Annotated in this window: 23 protein-coding genes; 11 read left to right on the forward strand and 12 right to left on the reverse strand. The window is 66.2% G+C overall.

Annotated features, from left to right (window positions below):
• Window positions 1-155: 155 nt before the first annotated feature.
• The 6 genes from AC1RDS_RS07505 to AC1RDS_RS07530 all read right to left on the reverse strand — a co-directional run bounded on the left by AC1RDS_RS07505 (window position 156) and on the right by AC1RDS_RS07530 (window position 7244).
• Entirely contained in the window at window positions 156-2030 is a 1875-nt protein-coding gene (locus AC1RDS_RS07505) for a phosphoenolpyruvate carboxykinase (GTP) (protein WP_092697335.1), read from the reverse strand.
• 299 nt (window positions 2031-2329) lie between these two features.
• Window positions 2330-3034 (reverse strand): 7-cyano-7-deazaguanine synthase QueC, encoded by a 705-nt coding sequence (queC, locus tag AC1RDS_RS07510; protein ID WP_092697409.1) that lies wholly within the window; start codon window positions 3032-3034, stop codon window positions 2330-2332.
• Between the two features lie 75 nt (window positions 3035-3109).
• Window positions 3110-3256, reverse strand: coding sequence for a hypothetical protein (locus tag AC1RDS_RS07515; protein WP_167544060.1), 147 nt, complete (start codon window positions 3254-3256; stop codon window positions 3110-3112).
• Window positions 3257-3331: 75 nt separating this feature from the next.
• Entirely contained in the window at window positions 3332-4531 is a 1200-nt protein-coding gene (locus AC1RDS_RS07520) for a threonine ammonia-lyase (RefSeq protein WP_092697410.1), read from the reverse strand.
• Between the two features lie 177 nt (window positions 4532-4708).
• Complete coding sequence (locus tag AC1RDS_RS07525; protein WP_348682800.1) at window positions 4709-6376, reverse strand: acyl-CoA dehydrogenase family protein; 1668 nt, start codon at window positions 6374-6376, stop codon at window positions 4709-4711.
• A gap of 133 nt (window positions 6377-6509) precedes the next feature.
• Window positions 6510-7244 (reverse strand): glycine zipper family protein, encoded by a 735-nt coding sequence (locus AC1RDS_RS07530; protein WP_139285330.1) that lies wholly within the window; start codon window positions 7242-7244, stop codon window positions 6510-6512.
• 252 nt (window positions 7245-7496) lie between these two features.
• On the opposite strand from AC1RDS_RS07530, the gene AC1RDS_RS07535 reads away from it, so the two are divergent.
• The 3 genes from AC1RDS_RS07535 (at window position 7497) to AC1RDS_RS07545 (ending at window position 10451) form a co-directional block, all read left to right on the forward strand.
• Window positions 7497-9515, forward strand: coding sequence for a ribonucleoside triphosphate reductase (locus AC1RDS_RS07535; RefSeq protein WP_348682801.1), 2019 nt, complete (start codon window positions 7497-7499; stop codon window positions 9513-9515).
• Window positions 9516-9607: 92 nt separating this feature from the next.
• A complete protein-coding gene (gene nrdD, locus AC1RDS_RS07540; protein WP_287876703.1) occupies window positions 9608-9808 on the forward strand; it encodes an anaerobic ribonucleoside-triphosphate reductase in 201 nt (66 codons plus the stop codon).
• On the forward strand, window positions 9786-10451 hold the full coding sequence (locus AC1RDS_RS07545) for an anaerobic ribonucleoside-triphosphate reductase activating protein (RefSeq protein ID WP_348682802.1): 666 nt from the start codon (window positions 9786-9788) through the stop codon (window positions 10449-10451). The genes nrdD and AC1RDS_RS07545 overlap by 23 nt, the downstream gene beginning before the upstream one ends.
• A gap of 33 nt (window positions 10452-10484) precedes the next feature.
• Here the strand turns inward: AC1RDS_RS07545 and AC1RDS_RS07550 are convergent, their stop codons facing one another.
• The 4 genes from AC1RDS_RS07550 to AC1RDS_RS07565 all read right to left on the reverse strand — a co-directional run bounded on the left by AC1RDS_RS07550 (window position 10485) and on the right by AC1RDS_RS07565 (window position 13879).
• Entirely contained in the window at window positions 10485-10928 is a 444-nt protein-coding gene (locus tag AC1RDS_RS07550; RefSeq protein ID WP_348682803.1) for a DoxX family protein, read from the reverse strand.
• Between the two features lie 278 nt (window positions 10929-11206).
• Entirely contained in the window at window positions 11207-13090 is a 1884-nt protein-coding gene (gene recQ, locus AC1RDS_RS07555; protein WP_348682804.1) for a DNA helicase RecQ, read from the reverse strand.
• Window positions 13091-13192: 102 nt separating this feature from the next.
• The gene (locus AC1RDS_RS07560) at window positions 13193-13627 is read right to left on the reverse strand and encodes a type II toxin-antitoxin system VapC family toxin (protein ID WP_348682805.1); all 435 of its coding nucleotides are present in this window, start codon (window positions 13625-13627) and stop codon (window positions 13193-13195) included.
• A gap of 6 nt (window positions 13628-13633) precedes the next feature.
• A complete protein-coding gene (locus AC1RDS_RS07565; protein WP_287876699.1) occupies window positions 13634-13879 on the reverse strand; it encodes a type II toxin-antitoxin system Phd/YefM family antitoxin in 246 nt (81 codons plus the stop codon).
• A 249-nt stretch (window positions 13880-14128) separates the two neighbouring features.
• On the opposite strand from AC1RDS_RS07565, the gene AC1RDS_RS07570 reads away from it, so the two are divergent.
• Window positions 14129-15409, forward strand: coding sequence for a hypothetical protein (locus AC1RDS_RS07570; RefSeq protein WP_348682806.1), 1281 nt, complete (start codon window positions 14129-14131; stop codon window positions 15407-15409).
• Between the two features lie 15 nt (window positions 15410-15424).
• On the opposite strand, the gene AC1RDS_RS07575 is transcribed toward AC1RDS_RS07570, so the two are convergent.
• Window positions 15425-16579: an acyl-CoA dehydrogenase family protein gene (locus AC1RDS_RS07575; protein WP_348682807.1), complete on the reverse strand. Its 1155-nt coding sequence runs from the start codon at window positions 16577-16579 to the stop codon at window positions 15425-15427.
• A gap of 21 nt (window positions 16580-16600) precedes the next feature.
• Window positions 16601-17806 carry a CaiB/BaiF CoA transferase family protein gene (locus AC1RDS_RS07580; protein ID WP_348682808.1) on the reverse strand — a complete coding sequence of 402 codons (1206 nt, stop codon included), beginning with the start codon at window positions 17804-17806 and terminating at the stop codon, window positions 16601-16603.
• Between the two features lie 90 nt (window positions 17807-17896).
• Here AC1RDS_RS07580 and AC1RDS_RS07585 point away from each other — a divergent pair, with 90 nt between their 5' ends.
• From AC1RDS_RS07585 to AC1RDS_RS07615, 7 genes are all read left to right on the forward strand, one after another.
• The gene (locus tag AC1RDS_RS07585) at window positions 17897-18832 is read left to right on the forward strand and encodes a LysR family transcriptional regulator (protein WP_348682809.1); all 936 of its coding nucleotides are present in this window, start codon (window positions 17897-17899) and stop codon (window positions 18830-18832) included.
• Between the two features lie 140 nt (window positions 18833-18972).
• Window positions 18973-19935: an ABC transporter substrate-binding protein gene (locus AC1RDS_RS07590; RefSeq protein ID WP_348682810.1), complete on the forward strand. Its 963-nt coding sequence runs from the start codon at window positions 18973-18975 to the stop codon at window positions 19933-19935.
• Between the two features lie 53 nt (window positions 19936-19988).
• The gene (locus AC1RDS_RS07595) at window positions 19989-20798 is read left to right on the forward strand and encodes an ABC transporter permease (protein WP_431603985.1); all 810 of its coding nucleotides are present in this window, start codon (window positions 19989-19991) and stop codon (window positions 20796-20798) included.
• Window positions 20799-20806: 8 nt separating this feature from the next.
• Window positions 20807-21586, forward strand: coding sequence for an ABC transporter ATP-binding protein (locus AC1RDS_RS07600; RefSeq protein ID WP_348682832.1), 780 nt, complete (start codon window positions 20807-20809; stop codon window positions 21584-21586).
• 22 nt (window positions 21587-21608) lie between these two features.
• Window positions 21609-22406 (forward strand): histidine utilization transcriptional repressor HutC, encoded by a 798-nt coding sequence (gene hutC / locus AC1RDS_RS07605; RefSeq protein ID WP_431603982.1) that lies wholly within the window; start codon window positions 21609-21611, stop codon window positions 22404-22406.
• Between the two features lie 61 nt (window positions 22407-22467).
• Window positions 22468-24093 (forward strand): histidine ammonia-lyase, encoded by a 1626-nt coding sequence (hutH, locus tag AC1RDS_RS07610; protein WP_348682811.1) that lies wholly within the window; start codon window positions 22468-22470, stop codon window positions 24091-24093.
• Window positions 24094-24149: 56 nt separating this feature from the next.
• On the forward strand, window positions 24150-25637 hold the full coding sequence (locus AC1RDS_RS07615; protein ID WP_348682834.1) for a purine-cytosine permease family protein: 1488 nt from the start codon (window positions 24150-24152) through the stop codon (window positions 25635-25637).
• Window positions 25638-25690 lie beyond the last annotated feature (53 nt).

The raw sequence follows: 25690 nt of genomic DNA on the forward strand, positions 1-25690 counted from the left end.
GGCACAGTCCACGGCTTTTTTGTTGGGCGCTCGCAGCCGGCCCGGCAGCCCACGCATGAAAAAGCCGCCTCGCCCTGGGAAGGGGCGGGCGGCTTGAGTGCATGGCATTCGCGCCACAGGGGGAGCGATGCTCCCTTCGCAGTGCGGCGCTTGCGTCAGACTTCCGCGAGGCGCTTTGCGATGGCAGCGCGGGTTTCCAGCAGTTCCTTGGGCAGGTGGTAGGCCAGTTGCTCGAAATGCGCATCGTGCAGCTGGAGTTCGTCCACCCAGGCGGCCTTGTCGATGTGGGTCACGGTCTGGAACTGCTGGGCGTTGAAGTCCAGGCCGGTCCAGTTGATCTCGGTGTACTGCGGCGCAATGCCGAACATCGTGTCCTGGCCCTCGGCCTGGCCTTCGATGCGGTCGATCATCCACTTGAGCACGCGCATGTTCTCGCCGTAGCCGGGCCAGACGAATTTGCCATCTTCACCCTTGCGGAACCAGTTCACGCAGAAGATCTTGGGCAGGGTGTGGCCCGATTCCTCCAGCTTGTGTTCCATGTCGAGCCAGTGCTGGAAGTAGTCGCTCATGTTGTAGCCGCAGAAGGGCAGCATGGCGAACGGATCGCGGCGCACCACGCCCTGGGCACCGAAGGCGGCGGCGGTGGTCTCGGAGCCCATGGTGGCGGCCATGTACACGCCTTCCATCCAGGTGCGGGCCTCGGTCACCAGCGGCACGGTGGTCGAGCGGCGGCCACCGAAGATGAAGGCATCGATGGCCACGCCATTGGCGTCGTCCCACTGGGGGTCGAGCGCCGGGTTGTTGGTGGCGGCCACGGTGAAGCGCGAATTGGGGTGGGCGGCCTTGGCGCCGGTCTGTTTGGCGATTTCGGGTGTCCAGTCCTTGCCCTGCCAGTCGATCAGGTGGGCGGGGATGCCGCCACCGTCCTTTTCCATGCCTTCCCACCACACGTCGCCGTCGTCGGTCAGGGCCACGTTGGTGAAGATCACGTCCTTGTCCAGCGAGCGCATGCAGTTCGGGTTGGTGTGCATGTTGGTGCCGGGGGCCACACCGAAGTAGCCGGCTTCGGGATTGATGGCGTACATCTTGCCATCGGCATGGGGCTTGATCCAGGCGATGTCGTCACCGATGGTGGTGACCTTCCAGCCCGCAAAACCGGCCTCTGGGGGGACCAGCATGGAGAAGTTGGTCTTGCCACAGGCACTGGGGAAGGCGGCGGCCACGTGGTACTTCTTGCCCTGGGGGTTGGTCACGCCCAGGATCAGCATGTGCTCGGCCAGCCAGCCCTGGTCGCGGCCCATGGTGGAGGCGATGCGCAGCGCCAGGCATTTCTTGCCCAGCAGCGCGTTGCCGCCGTAGCCCGAGCCATAGGACCAGATCTCGCGCGTTTCGGGGTAGTGGACGATGTACTTGACCTTGGGGTTGCAGGGCCAGGAGGTGGTGTCCTTCTCGCCAGCCGCCAGCGGTGCGCCCACGGTGTGCATGCAGGGCACGAACTCGCCGTCGGTACCCAGCACGTCATGGACGGCCTTGCCCATGCGGGTCATCAGGCGCTGGTTCACGGCCACGTAGGCGCTGTCGGTCAGTTCCACGCCGATGTGGGCGATGTGGCTGCCCAGCGGGCCCATGCTGAACGGCACCACGTACATGGTGCGGCCCTTCATGCAGCCGTCGAACAGCGGCTGCAGCGTGGTGCGCATCTCGGCCGGGGCCATCCAGTTGTTGGTCGGGCCGGCGTCTTCCTTCTTCTCGGAGCAGATGTAGGTGCGGTCTTCCACGCGGGCCACGTCCGACGGGTCGGAGCAGGCCAGGAAGCTGCCGGGGCGCTTGGCCGGGTTGAGCTTCTTGAAGGTGCCGGCATCGACCAGCTGCTGGCACAGGCGGTCGTACTCTTCCTTGGAGCCGTCGCACCAGTAGATGGACTCGGGCTTGCACAGGGCGGCCATGTCGGCCACCCAGGCCAGCAGGCGGGCGTTCTTGACGTAAGCGGGGGCGTTGAGATTCAGGCCCTGCATCGTGGGTGCGTTCATCGGGGAGCTTCCTAAGTTGAAAAACAGTTTTTTCAAAGGAAGCGGACCTGGTGGATCGCGGCGAGGCCTGGCGCAGTTGCGGATGCTGAGCGCTGCCTTTGAAAAAACGGCTGAGGTGCTCAGTCGGCGGGCGGGTGCATGGCGAATCCCCACGGAGTGGAGGCTATGCCACGGAATCCGCGGGTCGGCTGGGATGACGATTTTATGAACCTGCCGCCAGTTTGTCTGTCAGACTCGGGCCAAAATTATGCAAAAAAAGCATAGGGTTATGCATGAATATGGCTAGGATGGCCGCGAGTTCAGGCCTGCGAGGCCTGCCAGCGCTCATACCCGGCCTTGCGCAGGGCGCAGGCCGGGCAGGTGCCGCAGCCGTAGCCCCAGGCGTGGCGCGTGTCGCGCACACCGTGGTAGCAGGTGTGGGATTGCTCCAGGACGATATCCACCAGCGCCCGCCCGCCCAGGGTGCGGGCCAGTTGCCAGGTCTCGGCCTTGTCCAGCCACATCAGCGGCGTCTCGAAGGTGAAGCGCTGTCCCATGCCCAGCGACACGGCCACCTGCAGGGCCTTCAGTGTGTCATCGCGGCAATCCGGGTAGCCCGAGAAATCGGTCTCGCACATGCCGCCCACCAGCGTGTGCAGCCCGCGCCGGTAGCCCACGGCGGCGGCGAGCTGGAAGAACAGCAGGTTGCGCCCCGGCACGAAGGTATTGGGCAGGCCAGCGGCGTCCATCACGATTTCCGTCTCGCGCGTCAGGGCCGTGTCGCTGATCTGGCCCAGCACGGACAGATCGATCATGTGGTCTTCGCCCAGCCGTTCGCGCCACTGCGGAAAACCTGCGCGCAGGGCGGCCAGCACCGCGTGGCGCGCCTGCAGCTCCACCTGGTGGCGCTGGCCGTAGTCGAAGCCGATGGTTTCGACATGGGCGAAATGCTCCAGTGCCCAGGCCAGGCAGGTGGTGGAGTCCTGTCCGCCAGAGAAAAGTACGAGGGCGTGTCCGGATCGCATGGGCGGCATCTTTCGGCAAGGGTGGGCGTAAAAAAACCCCGCGCTGCGGGGTTCGTGGCGAACGCGGCGTGCGCCTCAGGCCATGTTCACGGCAATGAAGGCCAGCAGGAAAATCATGATGGCGCCCACGACGGGCAACACCACGGGAATCAGCGGGACAACGTTTTCCACGGCATCGGCCGAGTGCGCTTCGGGGGCGTGCGAGGTGTTGTGGTCAGACATGGCAAGAACTCCAAAGGGCGTAGAACTGCTGCAATTCTAGCTGCAGCACCGAAGATCGCGACGCCCACGGCGTCATTACATCAGCGCGGCTTCCATGCCGGCCGCGCGCAACGCCTCCAGCACCTGGGCCACATGGGGCTGGCCGCGGGTCTGCAGCACCAGCTCGATCTCCACGTTCTGCGCAGCCAGCATGGTGAAGGCCCGCTGGTGGTGCACCTCCTCGATGTTGGCGCCCGCGTCCGCCACGGTGGCGGTGATGCGTGCCAGCACGCCTGGAATGTCGCGCGCACTGACCTTGATGCGCGCCAGCCTTCCAGAGCGCACCATGCCACGCTCGATGATGGCGGCCAGCAGCAGCGGGTCGATGTTGCCGCCGCACAGCACCAGCCCCACCTTCTTGCCGGCAAAGCGCTCGGGGTGGCGCAGCAGCGCGGCCAGGCCGGCGGCGCCCGCACCTTCCACCAGGGTTTTCTCGATTTCCAGCAGCATCAGCACGGCCTGCTCGATGTCGCCCTCATCCACCAGCACCAGGTCGTCCACCAGGCGTTTGACCACTTCCTGGGTGAGGGTGCCGGGCGTGCCCACGGCAATGCCCTCGGCGATGGTGGAGGTGCCCTGCGGGTGGTGCGTGCCCTTGATGGCATTGACCATGGCCGGAAAGCGCGCGGTCTGCACGCCGATGATCTCGATGTCCGGGCGCAGCGCCTTGGCGGCGGTGGCCACGCCGGCGATCAGCCCGCCGCCGCCCACGGCGATGACCAGGGTGTCGAGATCGGGCACGGCCTGCAGCATCTCCAGCGCGAGCGTGCCCTGGCCCGCAGCCACCGCTTCGTCATCGTAGGGGTGGACGAACACCAGCCCCTCGGCGTCGGCAAGATGGTAGGCATGGGCGCGCGCCTCTTCCAGCGTGTCGCCGTGCAGCACCACCTCGGCGCCAAAGCCGCGCGTGCGCTCCACCTTCACGCCGGGCGTGAAGCGCGGCATGACGATCACGGCGCGCAGGCCCATGCGCTGCGCGTGGTAGGCCACGCCCTGCGCATGGTTGCCCGCGCTCATGGCCACCACGCCGCGCGCGCGCTCGGCCGGTGTGAGCAGCGTGAGCTTGTTGCAGGCGCCGCGCTCCTTGAAGGAGGCGGTGAACTGCAGGTTCTCGAACTTCAGGAAAACCTGGGCGCCGACGATGTCCGACAGCGTGCGCGACTCAACGCACGGCGTGTCGAGCACCTGGCCTTGCAGCCGGGTGGCTGCATCGCGAATGTCTTGAATGGAAAGCATGGCCGCCATTGTGGGGGCAGCAGCACGCGCCGGGAAAGAGCTGCATGCGGTGCAGTGACGAAATTTCATCCATGGCTGCCAGCGCTGGTGCACAAAACGTCTGCTGCCGATTTTTCCCACGATCATCCCGGAGCACTTGTGCTGGCGCCGCTGCAAGCGCCAGCGGTGCATGGGGCATCAGGCCGGAAAAGCGCGCGCCAGTACCGCGGCCACGTCTACCGCCCGGGTGTCGATGGCCCCCACCACCCGGCCCGCGCCCGCGCTGCCCAGCCGTGTGGCCATGAAACCATCGGCCACCGCTGCCGGCGCATGGCGGCGCAGCAGGCAGGCCTGGGCCACCAGCACCAGGCGCTGCACCAGCACGCGGCCCAGGGCTTCGCGCTGTTCGGGCGGCGTGGCCAGCAGGCTGCGCAGCGCCTGCAGCTCGGCCTGCAAAAGCGGCTCGCCCGCAGCGGCTTCCGCCAGTTCGGCCAGCAAGGCCATGGCGGCATCGGGCGCGCGGCCGATGGCGCGCAGCACATCCAGGCACATCACGTTGCCCGAGCCCTCCCAGATGGAGTTGACCGGCGCCTCGCGGAACAGGCGGGCCATCACGCTGCTGTCCACATAGCCGTTGCCGCCAAACACTTCCATGGCCTCGCCGGTCAGCTCCACCGCGCGCTTGCAGACCCAGAACTTGGCGGCGGGCGTCATCACGCGCTTCCAGGCGCGCTGCACGGGGCTGTCGTCACGCTCGAAGGCCTCGGCCAGCCGCATGGCCAACACCAGCGCGGCCTCGCTTTCCAGCGCCAGGTCGACCAGCACCGCGCGCATCAGTGGCTGCTCGGCCAAGGGCCTGCCAAAGGCCTGGCGCTGGCGGGCATAGGCCAGCGCCTGCACGGTGGCCTGGCGCAGGATGGCGGCGCTGCCCAGCACGCAGTTCAGCCGGGTGGTGGTGGCCATCTCGATGATGGTGGGGATGCCGCGTCCTTCCTCGCCCATCAGGATGCCCCAGGCATCCTCGAACTCGACCTCGCTGCTCGCATTGCTGCGGTTGCCCACCTTGTCCTTGAGGCGCTGCACGATCACCGCGTTCTTGCTGCCGTCGGGCCGCCAGCGCGGCACGAAGAAGCAGGCGTGGCCGCCCTCGGCCGTGCGCGCCACCACCAGGTGCGCGTCGCACATGGGCGCCGAGAAAAACCATTTGTGGCCACGCAGCAGGTATTCGCCACCGCGCCCGCCTGCACCGGGACCCGAACGCAAGGGCGTGGCCAGCGTGGTGTTGGCGCGCACATCCGAGCCGCCCTGCCTTTCGGTCATGCCCATGCCCAGCCAGATCGCGTGTTTCTGCGCCAGCGGCACATCGCGCGCGTCGTAGTCGTTGCTGAACAGCGGGGCCTGCAGCTGCGCCCACAGCGCGGGCTCTTTCTGCAGCACCGGAATGCTCGCCGTGGTCATGGTGGCCGGGCACAGCGTGCCCTGCTCCACCTGGCCATGCAGATAAAAACCCGCCGCCCAGGCGGCCCAGCGGCCGGGCTGTGCGTCGCGAAACGGCTGTGCGACCAGGCCCTGCCCGCGGTACAAGGCCATGAGCGCGTGCCAGCTTGGGTGGAACTCCACGCTGTCGATGCGCCGCCCGCGTGGGTCAAAACCGTGCAGCGTGGGCGTGTGGCGGTTCGCCTCCTCGGCCAGGCGCCAAGTTTCCTGCGCGCCCAGCTGCTGGCCGTAGGCCGATAGCTGCGGCCGCGCCCAGAGCGCGCCCGCACGCTCCAGGGCTTCGCCCAGGGCGGCATCGGTGCCGAGCAGGTTGAAATCGGCCAGTTCGTCGAACTGATTGAAAACCTCGTGCGTGCGCCAGGCGGTCATGGTGTGGGCCTCTTTCGTCTACCTTCGGGCGGCCACCATGATGTCCGGGAAAAAATGGCCAGGCAAGGTGCACGGGGGTGTGCGGGGGGTGTGCGAAATATTGTGAGAACTCGTGGGCCGCGCACCACGCACTTCAGCGCAACACCCTGCAATTGCCGAACTCGCAGCGGATCGCCAGCGCATCGCCGTTGGTGCAGGCCACACTGTAGGTCTCGAACCCCGGGCCCTTGGCCGCCAGCGATGCCAGCGGCTGTTCGCTGCACGACTGGCTGCGCGCCAGGCGCTCGGCGCTGAAGGCGTCGGTGCCAATCTGGCGGGGCAGTGCAAGCGCGGGCGCGGGGCGCGGTGGCGCCGGTTGGGGCGCGGCCGCCACCGGGCCATGCCCCCGGGTCGCCATGCAGGCGGCCTCGGTTTGCCGGCGCCGCTCCAGCGCCTGCAGCCCCTGCGTTGCACCCAGCACGCCGCCCACGGCCGCCCAGTCGCGCACCGTGTCGTGCCCGTAGCCCAGGCCCCACACCAGCGCAGCCGTCACCAGCGCGCCCTGTACCAGGCCGTCCAGCGTTTCAGCCACTACGCCCACCTGGGCGGCGTGCTGCCTGCAATAGTCCAGGTCGGCGCCGTAGCGGGCGCTGGCACTGTCGTCGGGCGCCCGCTGCGCGGGCAGGTCGGGGCTGTGTGCGGCGCAACCTGCGAGCACCAGGGCCAACAGGCCAACGCACAGTCGTTGCGGCAGCGCTGGCAGGGCGCGCCTGCCTCCTTCCTGCCGTGGGCCACGGCCCATCACGGCGGCGATGGCGGCCGTGGTGCGGGGGCGGTGCATGGGGGTCATGTCGTAGGTGAAGGTCAGGGTGCGTGGAGGCGAGGGCATCCGCAGGGGGTGTCAAGGCGGCAGTATGTACCAGTGCCCGTGTCGGCGTCACTCCGCCATGCGCCCCTGGCCAAGCTTGCAGAAGGGGTTGTTCAAGGTGCATCACGCGAAGGCGCTGCAGCGGCAGAACGCGCATTCCAGCGATCTGGCCCTGTCCGCAGTTTGTGCTTTATCAAACTACAGGTAGTGTTTGATGGGTATCGTACACACCATAGGTAGTGTTTTAACCCCCTTGACGGATTGTGAGAACCCATGGCGTCCACCCTTGTCACCTTGCCCGGTGAAGTCGTTTTGCGCAGCGGGCAGCGCGTTCCTTTTGACGCCGAACGCATCCGTGCCGCACTCGCCAGCGCCGGGCAGGCTGCGGGCGAATATGGCGCCGAAGAGGCTGCACTGCTCACCGCACAGGTCACCAAGGTGCTGATCCACCGCTTCCATGGCGAAGCGCCCACGGTGGAGCAGATCCAGGACGTGGCCGAGCAGACGCTCATCGCCGCCAACCACCTGGCCACGGCGCGCGCCTACATCGTCTACCGCGAGCAGCACGCCACCTTGCGCGCCGACAGGCAGACGCTGGTGGATGTCGAAAGCTCCATCAACGAATACCTCACGCGGGCCGACTGGCGCGTGAACGCCAACGCCAACCAGGGCTATTCTCTGGGTGGCCTGATCCTCAACGTGGCGGGCAAGGTTACGGCCAACTACTGGCTCTCGCATGTCTACACGCCCGAGATCGGCGCGGCGCACCGCAACGGCGACATCCACATCCACGACCTCGACATGCTCAGCGGCTACTGCGCGGGCTGGTCGCTGCGCACGCTGCTCCATGAAGGGCTCAACGGCGTGCCGGGCAAGGTGGAGGCCGGGCCGCCCAGGCACATGTCGTCCGCCGTGGGGCAGATCGTCAACTTTCTGGGCACGCTGCAGAACGAATGGGCGGGTGCGCAGGCCTTCTCGTCGTTCGACACCTACATGGCGCCCTATGTGCGCGTCGATGCCATGGACTACGCCGCTGTGCGCCAGTGCATCCAGGAGCTGGTCTACAACCTCAACGTGCCATCGCGCTGGGGCACGCAGACGCCGTTCACCAACCTCACCTTCGACTGGATCTGCCCCGACGATCTGCGCGAGCAGGTGCCGGTGATTGCGGGCAAGGAGATGCCGTTCAGCTACGGCGAGCTGCAGGCCGAGATGGACCTCATCAACCGCGCCTACATCGACGTCATGACCACGGGCGATGCCAAGGGCCGCGTGTTCACCTTCCCCATCCCCACGTACAACATCACCAAGGACTTTCCGTGGGAGAGCGAGAACGCGCGGCTGCTGTTCGAGATGACGGCCAAGTACGGCCTGCCGTACTTCCAGAACTTCATCAATTCCGAGCTGGAACCGAACATGGTGCGCTCCATGTGCTGCCGCCTGCAGCTCGACCTGCGCGAATTGCTCAAGCGCGGCAACGGCCTGTTCGGCAGCGCCGAGCAGACGGGTAGCCTGGGCGTGGTCACCATCAACTGCGCGCGTCTCGGCTATCTGCACGCAGGCGATGAGACGGCATTGTTCACCGCGCTCGACCACCTCATGGAGCTGGGCAAGCAAAGCCTGGAGACCAAGCGCAAGCTCATCCAGCGCCTCATGGACCAGGGCCTGTTCCCCTACACCAAACGCTACCTGGGCACGCTGCGCAACCACTTCAGCACACTGGGCGTGAATGGCATCAACGAGATGGTGCGCAACTTCACGGGTGACGCGCACGACATCACCAGCGAGCGCGGCCACGCGCTGGCGGTGCGCCTGCTCGACCATGTGCGCGAGCGCATGACCGCCTTCCAGGAAGAAACCGGCCACCTCTACAACCTGGAGGCCACGCCCGCCGAAGGCACGACCTACCGCTTCGCCAAGGAAGACAAGAAGCGCTGGCCTGCCATCCTGCAGGCGGGCACCGTGGAGCAGCCGTACTACACCAACTCGTCGCAGCTGCCCGTGGGCTTCACCGACGACCCTTTCGAGGCGCTGCAGCGGCAGGAGGCCCTGCAGGGCAAGTACACGGGCGGCACCGTGCTGCACCTGTACATGGGCGAGCGCGTCTCCAGCGGCGCGGCCTGCCGCGAGCTGGTGAAACGGGCGCTGACGAACTTCCGCCTGCCCTACATCACCGTCACGCCCACGTTCTCCATCTGCCCCACGCATGGCTACCTGGCGGGCGAGCACCCGTTCTGCCCGCGCTGCGATGAAGAGCGACTGGCGGCCAAGCGTGCGCGCCTGGCTGCGTGAATGGAGCAGAGCAGAGCGCTAGAAACCCCGGCAGATTTCCATCAGGCCTTTATGGCGATCCACACCACAGCATTTCAACCAAGGAGCACTTCATGAGTCACTTTTCGCCCGCAGAACACACCGCCCTGGCCGCCGTTCAGCTCACTGACGACGAACGCCAGCCCTGCGAGGTCTGGACCCGCGTGATGGGCTACCACCGCCCGGTGGCCAGTTTCAACACCGGCAAGCAGGGCGAACACCACGAGCGCCGTTTCTTTGCGGAGCAGGCGCGTGGCGGCAGCAACGCCTGCTGAAGCGCTGCGCGTGGGCGGCCTCACGCCGCTCACCACCATCGACTTCCCGGGCCGCCTGGCGGCCGTTTTCTATTGCCAGGGCTGCCCCTGGCGCTGTGGCTATTGCCACAACCCCGAGCTGTTGGACGCCACGGCGCCGCCCCAGCTGCCCTGGGCCCACGCGCTGGCTTTTCTGCAAAGCCGCCGGGGCCTGCTCGACGGCGTGGTGTTCTCGGGCGGCGAACCCACCTTGCAGGCAGCGCTGCCCGCCGCCCTGGCGGAAGTCCGCGCCATGGGTTTTGCCACGGGCCTGCACACCGGCGGCATGTACCCTGAACGCCTCGCGGCCGTGCTGCCCCTGCTCGATTGGGTGGGGCTGGACATCAAGGGTCCCCCCCATCGGTTCGATGCCATCACGGGTGTGTCGGGCAGCGGGGCGCGTGCCTGGGAGTCGCTGGGCCTTCTGGTGGCCAGCGGCGTGGCGCATGAGTGCCGCACCACCTGGCATGCAGGCCTGTTCCCGCCCGACGAACTGCAGGCACTGGGCAACACATTGACCAGCGCGGGGGTCGCGCTATGGAAGGTGCAGCCCTGCAATGTTCCGGTCAACCACACGGTGGCGCACCCACAGGAGAGCGACCAGGGCGGCCACGTTGTGTCGTAGGCCGCCCTGGTCACGTGGGAATGCGCACTGGCTTCAGCCGCGGCCGGGCACCCAGCCGAGCAGGCCCGGTTCCTTGCGCCATGCGTCGGCAAAAACCACCAGGGAGGCCACCGCCCAGAACACCAGGTATTCCACCCCGGCCTTGTTCCAGTACCAGCCCACGCCGTTGACGATCATGATCGCGCCCGCCGCCACCACCATCAAGCCGGCGGACAGCAGCGCCGCATACTTGGTGAACACGCCCAGCAGCAGCGCCACTCCCACCGCCAGTTCCAGGATGCCGGAGAACACCACAAACACCTCCGGCGGCTGGAACCCCGCCTTGCCGAAGAACACGACGGTGCCTGCAAAGCCGACGATCTTGGACAGCACATGGGGCAGGTAGAAAAGGCCCACGAGCATGCGCAGGACGCGCATCGGGAGATCGTTCGCCTCGCGGGAGGCGCTCGAAGAAGCAGTGAGTGGGAGCGATGACATGATGACCTCGACAACGGTGCACCTTCCACGTGCGAGGCGGCGAAACCTTTTGGGCCTTTGCCTGGCAACCCCGTTCATACAGAAGGTGAAATCAGTGTATTGGTCGCTGATTGGCTGATAAATCAGGAAAAGCGGGACACACTGGTGCGCCATTGGTGTTGATATTGCGCTCAATGTTTGAGGTGTATCAAGCACGACCAGCGCGTGTTGCGCTGGCGTTTTGTCGGTCTTCGCGGCAAGGCGTGCATGCCCTCACCGGCTTGCGCATTCAGCCGGGACTATGCGCTGGTACACACCCGCAGCACCTCGGTCCCGTACGCCTGCAGTTTCTTGGCACCCATGCCGCTGATGCCCTGCAGGTCGTCCAGCGACGCGGGCTTGCGCTCGGCAATGGCCGCCAGGGTGGCATCATGAAAGATCACATACGCGGGCAGATTGTGCTCGCGCGCCACCTCGGCGCGCCAGGCCTTGAGGTTGATGAAGCGCACCTGCGCATCCGGCCCCAGGTTGGCGGCCGCGGCGGGCGGGGCGCTGCCTTTGCGGCTGCGTTTGGCAGGGGTCGATGACACCGATTCGCGCAGCTGCACCGGCACCTCGCCCTTGAGCACGGCGCGCGAGCCTTCGGTAAGGCCCAGGGTGTCGAAGCTGTGGCCGCTCTCCAGCATGACTTTGTGCAGGCCAACGGCACCGGTGGCCAGCAGTTGGCGCAGCACACCGCGCAGCTGTGCTTCGGAATAGTCCTTTCCCACGCCAAAGGTCGAGAGCTTGTCGTGGCCGAACTGCTGGATCTTCTCCGTGTCCTTGCCACGCACGATGTCCATGATGTGGCCGGTGCCGAAGCTCAGGCCGCTGGCCTGCTGCACGCGGTAGATGGTGGACAGCAGCTTGCGTGCCGCGTCCGTGCCGTCCCACACGGCAGGGGGGCTGATGCAGTTGTCGCAGTTGCCACAGGGTGTGGATGCTTCGCCAAAGTACGCCAGCAGCCGCACGCGCCGGCAGTCGGTGGCCTCGGCCAGCGCCAGCAGGGCGTCGAGCTTGCCGCGCAGCGCCTGCTTGAACTCCTCGCCCGCCGGGCTCTCGTCGATCATGCGGCGCTGGTTCACCACGTCCTGCAGGCCATAGGCCATCCAGGCATCGGCGTTCAGGCCGTCGCGGCCCGCGCGGCCGGTCTCCTGGTAGTAGCCCTCGATGTTCTTGGGCATGTCCACGTGGGCCACAAAGCGCACATCCGGCTTGTCGATGCCCATGCCAAAGGCAATGGTGGCCACCATCACGATGCCTTCCTCGCGCAGGAAACGGTCCTGGTTCTTCTGGCGCACCTTGGTGTCCAGCCCCGCGTGGTAGGGCAGGGCGGTGAGGCCCGCGTCGCTCAGCGTGGCGGCCAGTTCTTCCACGCGCTTGCGCGACTGGCAGTACACCACGCCGGCCTCGCCCGCATGTTCGCGTTCGATGAAGCGCAGCAGCTGCGTGGTCGCGTCCTTCTTCTCGACGATGGTGTAGCGGATGTTGGGCCGGTCAAAGCTGCTGATGAACAGCCGCGCGTCTTCCAGCTGCAGCCGCTCGATGATGTCGGCGCGCGTCAGGTCGTCGGCCGTGGCCGTGAGCGCAATGCGCGGCACGCCTGCATAGCGCTCGTGCAGCACGGTGAGCGCGCGGTATTCGGGGCGGAAGTCGTGGCCCCATTGGCTGACGCAATGCGCTTCGTCGATGGCAAACAGGCTGAGGTGGCCGCCCTGGTACAGGCTGTCGAGCAGGCCGAGGAAACGCGGCGTGTTCAGCCGCTCGGGCGCGGCATACAGCAGCGTGATGTCGCCGGTCTGCAGGCGCAGCTCCACGTCCTGCGCCTCGTCAAAACTCAGTGTGGAGTTGAGAAATGCGGCAGAAACCCCCGCCTCGTGCAGCGCGCCCACCTGGTCGTGCATCAGCGCGATCAGTGGCGAGACGACGATGGTCACCCCACGCCCCTGCTGCTGGCGCACGATGGCTGGCACCTGGTAGCACAGGCTCTTGCCGCCACCCGTGGGCATGAGCACCAGCGCGTCGCTGCCGGCGATCACATGCTCGACGATGGCCTGCTGGGGACCGCGAAATTGTTCGTAGCCAAAGACGTCGTGCAGGACGGTGTGGGCGGGCGAGGCGGAAAGGGACGGACGGAGGGACAACGGGAGCTCTGAATTTGATAGCTGATAGCGCTTTTCCATCAAGCGCTGGAGGCCAATTTTTGCCTGAAACTGCGGGGTAGAACCTGCGCGGAAGCAAAGCGGCTATTGTGCGCCGAGCACCGTCTCCCAGGGATTGACCAGCACCACGGGCGCGCTGACGAAGTCGCTCACGTTGCGCGTGACCACGGCCAGGCCATGTTCCAGTGCTGTCGCTGCGATCAGCGAATCAAAGGCTGCCATGGGCTTGCCCGCCGCCTCGGTCTGCGCGCAAAGGCGCGCCCAGTACCCCGCTGTGTCGCGCGTGAAAGCCAGAGCCCGTTGACCAAACCCCGCCTGCACCCCTGTCAGCCAATGGGCCAGCTCGCTTTGCCGGCGAGAAGGCGGCAGGCGAACGATGCCCCGCTCCAGTTCGGCCAAGGTCAGGGCCGAGACAAAAAGGTCGGCAGATGCGCGCGCGCCCATCCAGTCCAGCACTGCGGGATGGGGAGCGGGCCGCACCAATTCTGACAGCAGGCAAGTGTCCAGCAGGTATTTCACGCCAGGTCACTCCAGGGCCAACGTGCGGATGGGTTCGGCTGACCGCGTCGTGTCCAGCGGCTCGCCGCGTGGCGCCTTCAACAGCAGGGAAACCAGCGCATCTTCGCCTGCCAGCCGTCGGTACTCGGGCGCTGCCAATAGCACCACGGCGTCGCTGCCGCGCCGGGTGACCAACTGGGGACCTTGGTTCAGTGCGCATTCCACCAGTTCACTGAAGCGGCTTTTGGCGTCTTGTAGCTGCCAAGCATGCATGATGGGTCCTTTTTTATCAGACTAGTCTGTCTAGTATGTTGGAGCAACATGATCATGTCAATCGCATAGGCAGTGCCAATCACCGGCTTACAATCCCGCCCGGTGCCCACCCTGCTTGCACATGAGCAAAAAAAGGCCGTTTTCTTGCTCTCCATTCATTTCATGCGGCCTCTATTCATAGAGTGCGCCGCCGGTGTTTAAACGTGTGCACTTTCCCGGCGTTGCGCGCTCGCTGAAGAAAGGTTTCACATGAACAACATCACTTCGTTTGCGCGCCAGGCGCAAACCCACCTCCAAGCGATTGCGGGCGCCGACAATGCCGTCGTCAAGCGGTCTCACGTCTACGAACTGATGGCCGCTGCGCTGGGGCTTGGCTCCCATGCCACCTTGAAGGCCCATGGCCTGCTGTGCCCTCTGCCGTCACAGCCGCTACTGGCGCACTACGGTGCCTTGCATCCTGGGCCTTGTGCTGCGCGGGCCGAGACCCTCGGCGTGGCCCGTGAGCGCTGCGAGCCCCTGGCGCAGGCCTTGTGCGCGGATATGGCAGCGAAGGCGCTGGGCCTGGTGCCATGGGAAGACATCCTCGGGGCCCTGCTTTCGGGCAGCCGAGAGCTTTACCGTGAAACACCGCGCGACGATGCGTACTACGAGTCACTTTACGCAGCGCTGGACGACGATCCCGACGCCTGGCCAGAAGATCCGGAATCCTTACGCCTGGACAGCCCCTTCGTGTGCCAAGCCTTGCAAAAGGCAGCCGGGCAGGGCGAGGGGCGCGCCCACCTGGCGCTGGGTCTTCTGGTCGAGCGTGGAGCCCGCGTGGATGCTGGGCACCAGGGCGGAGACGACGCTGAGGAAGACGCAGACATGGACGATCTGCCCGATTCGCGGGCTGGCTTGTATGGGTACGAGCGCCAGCAAAAGGGCGAGGTGCTGACGGGCGTCGAACTGGAATGGGCCGAGGACTATGCAGAGCGCGTCCAGCGGCGCGCTGCGGCATCGCGTGACCTGGCCACGCGCAGTAGTACCGCCCGCGACCACTTCAACGCCGCCGCCGCATTGGGCCAGCACGATGCGTTGCTGCTGCTGGCAGACCGGTATGGCGATGATCGCTTCTTTGACCTTCAGGCGCCGCAGGTTCGTGCCGACCCTTTGTGGATTGCCGACCTCGCGCAACGCGTAGGCCGCTATGAATGGGCGCCCGCCTGGTTGGCATTGGCGGCCGAGCGTGGCGACATGCGGGCCATGCGAGAGCTCATGGAGTCGTGGCAGGCAGGCGATCCTGTCAAGGTATGGACCTGGTTTCACTACGCCAGGTTGCTGGGTAAGGACCTCACCCAAGGTGACTACCGGGCCATTCACGGGGATGGCTCCAGCTACGACGACGTGGGTGGCCCCATGTTTGTGGATGGGATGGATGGCGTCGAGCTTCCGACAGTGGATGAATCCGTGCGCCAGGAAACTCTGCGGGCGGCGCAATCCTTGTTTGCACGCATGAAGGGCGACAACGGGCTGCTGCCGAGCGCCCAGTGAAGCACGGCAGCCGGGTCAGTCCAGCACGGTGCGCGCAATGATGTTGCGCTGGATCTCCGACGAGCCTTCGTAGATGCGCAGGATGCGTGCATCGCGCACATAGCGTTCCAGCGGCATGTCCCGCGTAAAGCCGTAGCCGCCGTGGATCTGCAGGGCTGCATCGGTCACGAAAGCCACCATTTCCGAGGCGTAGAGCTTGCACATGGCCGATTGCAGCGTGAACGGCTGCCCCGCCTCGCGCAGCGCCAGGGCCTGCAAGGTCAGGCCCCAGGCGGCTTCCAGGCGCAGCTTCATGTCGGCCAGCATCCATTGGATGCCTTGTTTGCCCGATAGCGGCTCGCCGCCGATCTGGCGTGTTTTGGCCCATTGCACGGCCGCGTCCAGCGCCGCCTCGGCAATGCCCAGGGAGGTGGCCGCCACGTCGAGCCGGCTGTTGTCCAGCACCTTCATGGCGGTCTTGAAGCCGGTGCCCTCGGCGCCCAGGCGGTGGTCCAGCGGCACATCGACCGCGTCGAACGACACCTCAAAGGCGTGGCCGCCACGGATACCCATGAGTTTTTCGGGCGACGAGACGTGCACGCCCGGCGTGCTGGTGGGCACGATGAAGGCACTCACGCCACGCGCCCCGGCTGCCGGGTCGGTCTTGGCAAACACCACCAGAAACTGCGCCTTGCCCGCGTTGGAAATGAAGTGTTTGACGCCATCGATGCGGTACACCTCGCCCTGGGCGGTGGTGGTGCGCACGGCGCGCGTGCTCAATTCGGCCGGGTGGGAGCCGCCGCGCGGCTCGGTCAAAGCAAAACCAGCCAGCCATTCGCCGCTGGCGCAGCGCGGCAGCCAGCGCGCGCGCTGCGCGTCGTCGCCACCGATCAGCACCGCATCGGTGCCCAGGTAGTGCGCGCCGATCATCGATGACGTTGCTGCGCAGGCGCGGGATATTTCGACCAGCGACAGCAGCATGGCCGTGGGGGTCACCCCGGGGCCGCCGAACTGCTCGGGAATGTTCATTCCCATCACGCCCAGCGCGGACAGGCCCGGAACATGGCAGGTGGCGCACAGCGCCTGTTCGTCCAGCGCCTGCGCCTGGGGCGCCAGTGCTTCGGCGGCGTAGCGGGCCACGGCGTCGGCCAGTGCGCGGTCTTCTGTGGTGATGCCCATGCGTTCGGTCATGTGATGTCTCCTGGAGGGTTTTCAGTGGGTGGGGCCGAACACGCCTGTAGCGCGCAGTTCGGCCAGTTTTTCCATGCTGCAGCCGGCCAGGGCCATGAGCAGCGCGTCCGTGTGTTCGCCCAGTGCCGGCGCGCGCTCGGCCCGGTTGGGTGCGGCGGCGCCAAAGCGCACCGGTTGGGTGGGCAGGCGCAGGCCGGGCAGACGCTCGTCGTGCACCGGGCGCAACAGTTCGCGTGCCACGGCCTGCGGCGACTCCAGCGCCTGCGCAATGTTCCAGATGGGGGCTGCAGGCACACCGGCGCTATCGAGCAGGGCCACCACCTGCGCCACGGGCAGGGTGCCCGCCCAGGCTTCAATCGCTTCCCGCAACGCAGGCTCCGCGGCCGAGCGCGATTCGTCGGTGGCAAAGCGCGGATCGCTGGCCAGCGCGGGCTGCGCCATGGCGCAGGCCAGCGCGTCGAACAGCTTCTTGTTGAGCACGGCCAGGGCAAAGTGGCCGTCCTGCGCGCGGTATACGCCAAAGGGCGCCGAGAGCGGGTGGCGGTTGCCCACGCGCCGCGCCGGTTTGCCGGTGAACAGGTAGCGCGCCATCGAGGTGGCCAGAAAACTCAGCGTGGTGTCGAACATGGCCACATCCACATGCTGGCCCTGGCCGGTGCGCTGTGCCTGCAGCAGTGCCGCCAGCGTGGCCCATGAGGCAAACAGCCCGGCCACCACGTCGGACACGGCCTCGCCTACCAGCGTGGGGGCGCCATCGGGCTCGCCCGTGGCCTCCATCAGGCCGCTCATGGCCTGCACGATGATGTCGTAGGCGGGCCGGTGCGCCAGCGGCCCGGTCTGGCCAAAGCCCGAGACGCTGACCACCACCAGCCTGGGGTTCAGTGCCTGCAGGCTGGCCGCGCCAATGCCCAGCCGCTCAGCCACGCCGGGGCGAAAGTTCTCCACCACCACATCGGCCTGCGCCGCCATGGAATGCACCAGCGCCACCGCCTCGGGGGATTTGAGGTCCAGCACCACGCTTTTCTTGTTGCGGTTCATGACAGTGAACAGCGCGCTTTCGCCGTTCTGCATGGGGCCAATGGCGCGGTAGTCGTCGCCCTGGGGCGGCTCGATCTTGATGACTTCGGCGCCCAGGTCTGCGAGCAAGGCGGTCGAAAGCGGGCCAGCGAGCACACGGGTGAAATCAAGAATGCGGATGCCGTCGAGCGGCAGTGTTGCGGGGGTCATGTGTGGGCTCCAACGCGGTGCAAAACTGCATGGTGGCGCACAATTGAATTACAAGAAAGAATTGTTTTTTGATAAATTGGATCAATAAAAATGATGCAAATAAATCTGCGCCAGCTGGAATACTTTGCGGCCGCGGCCCACCACGGCGGTGCGGCGCGGGCCGCACAGGCACTGGGTGTGTCCCAGCCTTCCGTCTCCAAGGCCATTGCCGATCTGGAGGTGCTCTGGGGCGAAGTGCTGTTCGTGCGTCTGCATGCGCGGGGCATGGAGCTCACGGCCGCCGGCGTGGCGCGCCACCGCGCAGCACAGGCCCTGCTGGAGCAGGCGCGCGCCCTGGCCGGGCCGCGCTCGGGTGCGCTCGCGGGGCTGTTGCGTGTGGGGTGCCTGAGCACATTGGCCCCGCGCTGGCTGCCTGTCATCCTGGCGCACCTGCGGGCAGCGCACCCGGCCATCGAGGTGCAATTCCACGAAGACGACACCGAGAACCTGATGCGCATGCTGGCGCGCGGGGCGCTGGATGTCGCCCTGCTGTACGACCTGGGCCTGGCCCGCAGCGGCGTGCGACTCGAGCCAGTGGTGGACCTGGTGCCCTACGCCCTGCTGCCCTGGGGGCACCCGCTGGCGGCAGCCAGCAGCCTGCGCCTGAGCGAGTTGGCGCGCGAGCCCCTGGTGCTGATCAACCTGCCGCACAGCCGGGAGTATTTTTTGTCGCTGTTTCGCAGTGCGGGTGTCACGCCCCGCATCGTCTGCGAGTCCCCTTCGCTGGAGACGGTGCGCGGCCTGGTCGCCAATGGGCTGGGCGTGTCCCTGCTGACCACGCGCCCGGTGAGCGACCGCAGCCATGACGGCAAGCGCGTCGCCTGCCGCAGGCTGCGGGGGCGTCTGGCGGTGCAGTCGGTGGTGCTGGCCTATCCCGACAGCGGTGCGTCACCGGCGGCTCTGGCGCAACCCTTTGCGCGGGCCGTGCAGGCGGTGTTTGCCCCGCAGGCCGATGATCTGACGCGCAGGGCCGGCGTGCAGAACTGACCCTGCACAGGGGTGTGGGCGTATTAGGGTTTCACCTGTATATACAGGTATGGGCAAGATTGCACAATGCAATGGCTTAGGGCGGCTGGGTGGATGCCGCCAATCCCACTTTGACGCTTCACACTGCAAAGGAGTCACCAATGGCCCAGTCACTCATCAAGAATGCCGCACTGCTCGCAGTCGGCGCCGTCATCGCAGCCATGGCGGTTCCGGCCAGCGCACAGACCCGGATCACGCTGGGCATGTCGGGCTGGACCGGTTTTGCGCCGCTGACACTGGCCGACAAGGCCGGCATCTTCAAGAAAAACGGTCTGGAAGTGGATCTGCGCATGATTCCGCAGAAAGACCGTCACCTGGCCCTGGCGTCCGAAGCCATCCAGTGCGCCGCCACCACGGTCGAAACGCATGTCGCCTGGAATGCCAATGGCGTTCCCATCGTGCAGATTTTCCAGATGGACAAGTCCTACGGCGCCGATGGCCTGGCCGTGCGCAACGACATCAAGGGTTTTGCCGAACTCAAGGGCAAGACGATCGGCGTCTCTGCCCCTGGCACGGCGCCCTATTTCGGCCTGGCCTGGATGCTCAACAAGAACGGCATGACCATCAAGGACGTGAAGCTGGTCTCGCTGGAGCCGCAGCCCGCAGCGCAGGCCTTCATTGCGGGCCAGAACGATGGCGCCATGACCTACGAGCCCTACCTGTCCACCGTGCGTGCCAACCCCCAGGCCGGCAAAATCCTGGCCACCACGCTGGGCTACCCCATGGTGATGGACACCGTGGGCTGCGCGCCCACCTGGCTCAAGGCCAACCCGCAGGCCGCGCAGGCGCTGACCAACTCGTATTTCGAGGCGGTGGAACTGATCAAGGCGGACCCGGCCAAGGCGCATGAAATCATGGGCGCCGCCGTCAAGCAAAGCGGCGAGCAGTTTGCCAAGTCGGCGGGTTTCCTGCGCTGGCAGGACAAGGCGGCCAACCAGAAATTCTTTGCGGGAGAGCTCATGCAGTTCATGAAGGACTCGGTGCCCATCCTGCTGGAGGCCGGGGTGATCCGCAAGGCGCCGGCTGACCTCAACGCCACCTTCGACGCCAGTTTCATCAAGTAAGCCGGAGCTATTCCGCCATGCAAACCCATTCTGTTTCCACGCCGGTGCGCGGTATGGCGTCGGTGCCGGTCGTCCGGCGCAAGCGTTCCATCAAGCCGCTGGACCCCATCAGTCCGCGCCTGCAATCCCTGCTCGGCATGGGCTTCTTCGTCCTGTTCGTGCTGGTGTGGGCCGGGTTCACGCTGGGCGGTTGGGTCTCGCCCACCTTCCTCGCCAGCCCGGTCACCATGGTGCAGGAAGGCTGGTTGCTGTTCACCGAGTACAACTTCCTGCACGACATCGGCATGACGGTGTGGCGCGTGATGGGGGGCTTCTTGCTGGCCACGGCCATCGCGGTACCGCTGGGCATTGCCATGGGCGCCTACAAGCCGGTGGAGGCGTTCTTCGAGCCCTTCATTTCCTTTTGCCGCTACTTGCCTGCGTCGGCCTTCATCCCGCTCCTGATCCTGTGGGCCGGCATTGGCGAGACGCAAAAACTCCTGGTCATCTTCATTGGCTCGGTGTTCCAGATCGTGCTGATGGTGGCAGTCACCGTGGGGGGCGCCCGGCGTGACCTGGTCGAGGCGGCCTACACCCTGGGGGCCGGCAGCAGCGGCATCGTGCGCCGCGTGCTCATTCCCGGCGCCGCGCCGGGCATTGCCGAAACGCTGCGCCTGGTGCTGGGCTGGGCCTGGACCTACGTCATCGTGGCCGAGCTGATCGGCTCTGCCTCGGGCATCGGCCACATGATCATGGACAGCCAGGCCCTGCTCAATACCGGGCAGATCATCTTCGGCATCATCATCATCGGCATCATCGGCCTGATCTCGGATCTGGCGTTCAAGACGCTCAACCGCCGCCTGTTCGCCTGGAGCAACCTGTAATGAGCGCACTGAACCAACTGTCGATCCGCGGCGTCTCGCGCACCTTCACTTCGACCCGCGGCCAGGCCACGCAGGCTTTGCTGCCCGTGGATTTCGAGGTGCGCGAAAACGACTTCGTCACCATTCTGGGCCCCTCGGGCTGCGGCAAATCGACGATGCTGCGCATCGTGGCCGGCCTGGACTTTCCGACCACCGGACAGGTGGTGCTCGACGGACGGCCGGTCGAGGGCCCTGGCGCCGACCGCGGCATGGTGTTCCAGAGCTACACGCTGTTTCCCTGGCTCACCATCGAGCAGAACATCCGCTTCGGCCTGCGCGAGCGCGGCATGGGTGCCGCGCAGCAAAAAGAGCGCAGCGACTACTTCATCAGCAAGGTGGGCCTGCGCGGCTTCGAGCAGCATTTTCCCAAGCAGCTCTCGGGTGGCATGCAGCAGCGCACGGCGATTGCCCGCGCGCTGGCCAACGACCCCAAGATTCTGCTCATGGACGAGCCCTTTGGCGCGCTCGACAACCAGACCCGCGTACTCATGCAGGAGTTGCTGCTGGGCATCTGGGAGGCCGAGCGCAAGACGGTGATGTTCGTCACGCACGACATCGATGAAGCCATCTTCATGGCCAACCGCGTGGCGGTGTTCAGTGCCCGGCCCGGCCGCATCAAGACCGAGCTGGCGGTAGACCTGCCGCACCCGCGCCATTACACGATCAAGACCAGCCCCGAGTTCATGGATCTCAAAGCCCGTTTGACCGAAGAGATCCGGGCCGAGTCGCTGGCCGCCGATCTGCATTGAACCGCCTGCAACGTTGCCCGCCATGACCCAACCTACCGTTCGCCGTCCTCACCATGCCGCGCATCCGGCCCGCAGCGCGCCTGCGCCCGCGCCCGCACAGGCCATGGCGCTGTACGAGCAGATCAAAGACCACATCTCGCGCAAGATCCAGGAAGGTGTCTGGCGCGCCGGTGACCGGCTGCCTTCCGAAAACGATCTGGTGACCCAGTTCGGCGTCTCCCGCATGACGGTGAACCGCGCCCTGCGCGAACTGGTCGAGCAGGGCCGCATCGTGCGGGTGGCCGGGGTGGGCAGCTTCGTGGCCGAAGACAAACCCCAGTCCACGCTGCTGCAGATCGCCAACCTGGCGACCGAGATCCGCCAGCGCGGGCACGACTACCGTTGCGACCTGCTTTCGGTCGAGCGCATTTCGGCCAGCCTGGAGGTGGCCGCTGCGCTGGACCTGCGCACGGGAGAGTCGGTCTTTCATTCGCTGTGCATCCACCGCGAGGACGGCCTGCCGGTACAGCTGGAAGACCGTTATGTCCATCCCGGCCAGGTGCCGCAATTCACCCGGCAGGATTTCTCGCAGCAGCAGCCCTCCGAATACCTGGTGCGCAATGTCCCCTTCGACCAGATCGAGCATGTGGTCGATGCCGTCATGCCCACGCCAGAGCAGGCGGCGCTGCTGGAGATGAACGTGGCCGAGCCCTGTCTGCTGCTCACGCGGCGCACCTGGTCGCGGGGCGTGCCCATCACCGTGGTTCGTTGCCTGCACCCCGCCTCGCGTTACCGGCTGGGCAGCCGGTTCCGTACCGACGGCAACCCGCTCCAGGGCTGAAGCCCTCTCTCCACCCTCTTCGCATTGCGCTCACGGTTACTTGTCTATACAGGATCATTCCATGTCTACCACCACCCTGTCCCCACTGACCCTGCGTCCTGGCAATGTCACGCTGGCCGAGCTGCGCCGCATCCATGCCGCACCCCTGCCGTTGATCCTCGATCCGGCGGCAGGCGCAGGCATGCGGGCATCGCAAGCCACGGTGCAGCGCATCGTCGATGAAGACCAGGTGGTCTATGGCATCAACACCGGTTTTGGCAAGCTGGCCAGCACCAAGATCGCCCACGAGCGCCTGGCCGAGCTGCAGCGCAACCTGGTGCTATCGCACAGCGTCGGCACGGGCGATGCATTGCCGGACGATGTGGTGCGCCTCATCCTCGCGACCAAGGCCATCAGCCTGGCGCGCGGGCACTCGGGTATCCGGCCCGAGATCGTGGACGCGCTCCTGGCCATGGCCAATGCCAACGTGTTGCCCGTGATTCCGGCCAAGGGATCGGTGGGCGCATCGGGCGACCTGGCACCGCTCGCGCACCTGGCCTGCGTGCTGATCGGGGAAGGGCAGGCCAAGGTCAACGGCAGCGTGGTGCCGGGGGTAGATGCCATGCGCTCCATCGGTTTGCAACCGTTCGTGCTGGGCCCCAAGGAAGGACTGGCGCTGCTCAACGGTACGCAGGTGTCTACCTCGCTCGCGCTGGCCGGGCTGTTCGGCGCCGAGAGCGTGTTGGCCGCCGCGCTGGTGGCGGGCTGCCTGTCCCTCGAAGCCATCAAGGGCTCGGTCAAGCCCTTCGATGCGCGCATCCACGAGGCGCGCGGCCAGGCCGGGCAGATCGCCGTGGCGGCTGCCGTGCGCGCGCTGCTCGACGGCAGCGCCATCGACACCTCGCACCCGCACTGCGGCCGGGTGCAGGACCCGTACTCCATCCGCTGCGTGCCGCAGGTGATGGGGGCGTGCCTGGACAACCTGCACCACGCTGCGCGCGTGCTCGCCACCGAGGCGAATGCCGCGTCGGACAACCCGCTGGTGTTCAGCAATGGCGATGTGATCTCTGGTGGCAACTTCCATGCCGAGCCGGTGGCCTTTGCGGCGGACATCATCGCGCTGGCCGTGGCAGAGATCGGCGCCATCTCCGAGCGCCGCCTGTCGCTGCTGCTGGACCCCGGCCTCTCGGGCCTGCCCGCCTTCCTGATCCGCGACAGCGGCGTGAACTCGGGCTTCATGATTGCGCAGGTCACCGCCGCCGCCCTGGCCGCCGAAAACCAGTGCCTGGCCAACCCCAGCAGCGTGACCAGTCTGCCGACATCGGCCAACCAGGAAGACCATGTCTCCATGGCCACCTACGGCGCACGCCGCCTGGCCGACATGGTGCGCAATGCGGCGGTGATGGTCGGCATCGAGGCCATGGCCGCTGCGCAGGGCATGGAGTTCGACCGGAGGCCTGTGGCCCCCACGCTCGGCACTGGCGTGTCCTCGCTGCCCCCCGAGGGGGTGCAGCCAGCCTTGGGGCGGCCCGGCGGCTGGCTGAAATCCTCACCCCTCATCGAAGACCAGTTCGCCGCCATCCGCCAGCGCGTGGCCTATCTGGAGCAGGACCGCTACCTGGCCCCTGACATCGAGTCCATGCGCGAATGGGCGCAGCAGTCGGCCTGGCCCGCACCGCTCCTGCGCTGCCTGCCCAGCCACGCCTGAGCCCTTCATCTTCCAGCCTACGTACTACGTACTTTCAGGAGCTCGTCATGAATGCCATGAGCGTCCCGCCCCACGCACCGGTGAGTGGCGTCGAAACCCGGACCATCGACATGGTTCCCGAGCGCGAGCGCCACGGTTCCCCGCGCAGCCAGTTCACCTTGTGGTTCGGCGCCAACCTGCAGATCACCGCCGTCGTGGATGGCGCGCTGGCCATCATCTTCGGTGTGGACGCGATGACGGCCATCATTGGCCTGCTGATCGGCAACCTCCTTGGTGGCGCAGTCATGGCTCTGCACTCGGCCCAGGGCCCGCGCATGGGGTTGCCGCAGATGATTTCGAGCCGGGTGCAGTTCGGCGTCAAGGGCGCGGCGCTGCCGCTGATCCTGGTCATCGTGATGTACCTCGGGTTTGCCGCCACCGGCACGGTGCTGTCGGGCCAGGCGATCAACAGCATGTTCGGCGTGACTGCGCCGGCGTTCGGCATCGTTGCCTTCGGCAGTCTGACGGCCATCGTCGCGACGGCTGGCTATCGCCTGATCCACCAGTTGGGCAAGATCGCCAGCATCGTGGGCATCTTCGGCTGGCTGTTTCTGGCGTACCAGCTGTTTCGCCAGTACGACGTGAGCGCTGCGTTCGGACACACGGCATTCAGCGTGCCGACGCTCTTGCTGGCGATCTCGCTGTCGGCAGGCTGGCAGCTGACATTTGCGCCCTATGTCGCCGACTATTCGCGCTACCTGCCGTCCCACACCCCCGCTGCCTCGACGTTCTGGACGACCTTCCTCGGCACAGCCCTGGGCGCGCAGATCGCGATGACTTTCGGCGTGCTGGTGGCTGCGGTGTCGGGCGCCGCGTTCCTGAAGAATCAAGTGGGTTTCATGGGCGGTTTGGCCGGCCCGGGTGCCGCGGTGGTGATCTACCTGGTGATCGTGATGGGCAAGCTGACGGTCAACTGCCTGAACGCCTATGGCGGCTTCATGTCGATGCTGACCACCGTCAGCGCCTTCAACCGCAGGACGCGGATTTCGCCGCTGGCGCGCGTGCTGTTCATCGTCGGCTTCGTCGCCGTGTCGATGGCCATCGCGCTGGCGGCCAGTGCGGACTTCCTGAACAATTTCAAGAACTTCGTGCTGCTGCTGCTGCTGGCCGTGTTCGTGCCATGGAGCGCGGTCAACCTGGTGGACTACTACCTGGTCTCCAAGGAACGGGTGGACATCCCGGCGCTGTACGACAGCCAAGGCCGCTACGGCAGCTACAACTGGATCGCCCTGGGCTGCTACGTGTTCGGCATCGTCGTTCAGATTCCGTTCCTGGCCCAGAAGATGTACACCGGCCCTTTCACCAAGATGCTGGGCGGTGCCGATATTTCCTGGATCGTGAGCTTGCTCCTTACCGCGCTGGTGTACTACCCGTTGGCGAAGAAGACGATGAAAGTTCCGGCCGGGATGATCCTCCCATCCGACGAGGCCGCCGAAGCGCCAGGCACCAAGACATCCACGACACCTGCTGATGCGACCTTGCTGGGCCTACCGCGTACCGCTTGATCGCCGATCTTTTTTCCACTGACATTTTCACCCGATCCACCCCACCTTTTATG

Source organism: Acidovorax sp. GW823-FHT02H02 (assembly GCF_058797075.1).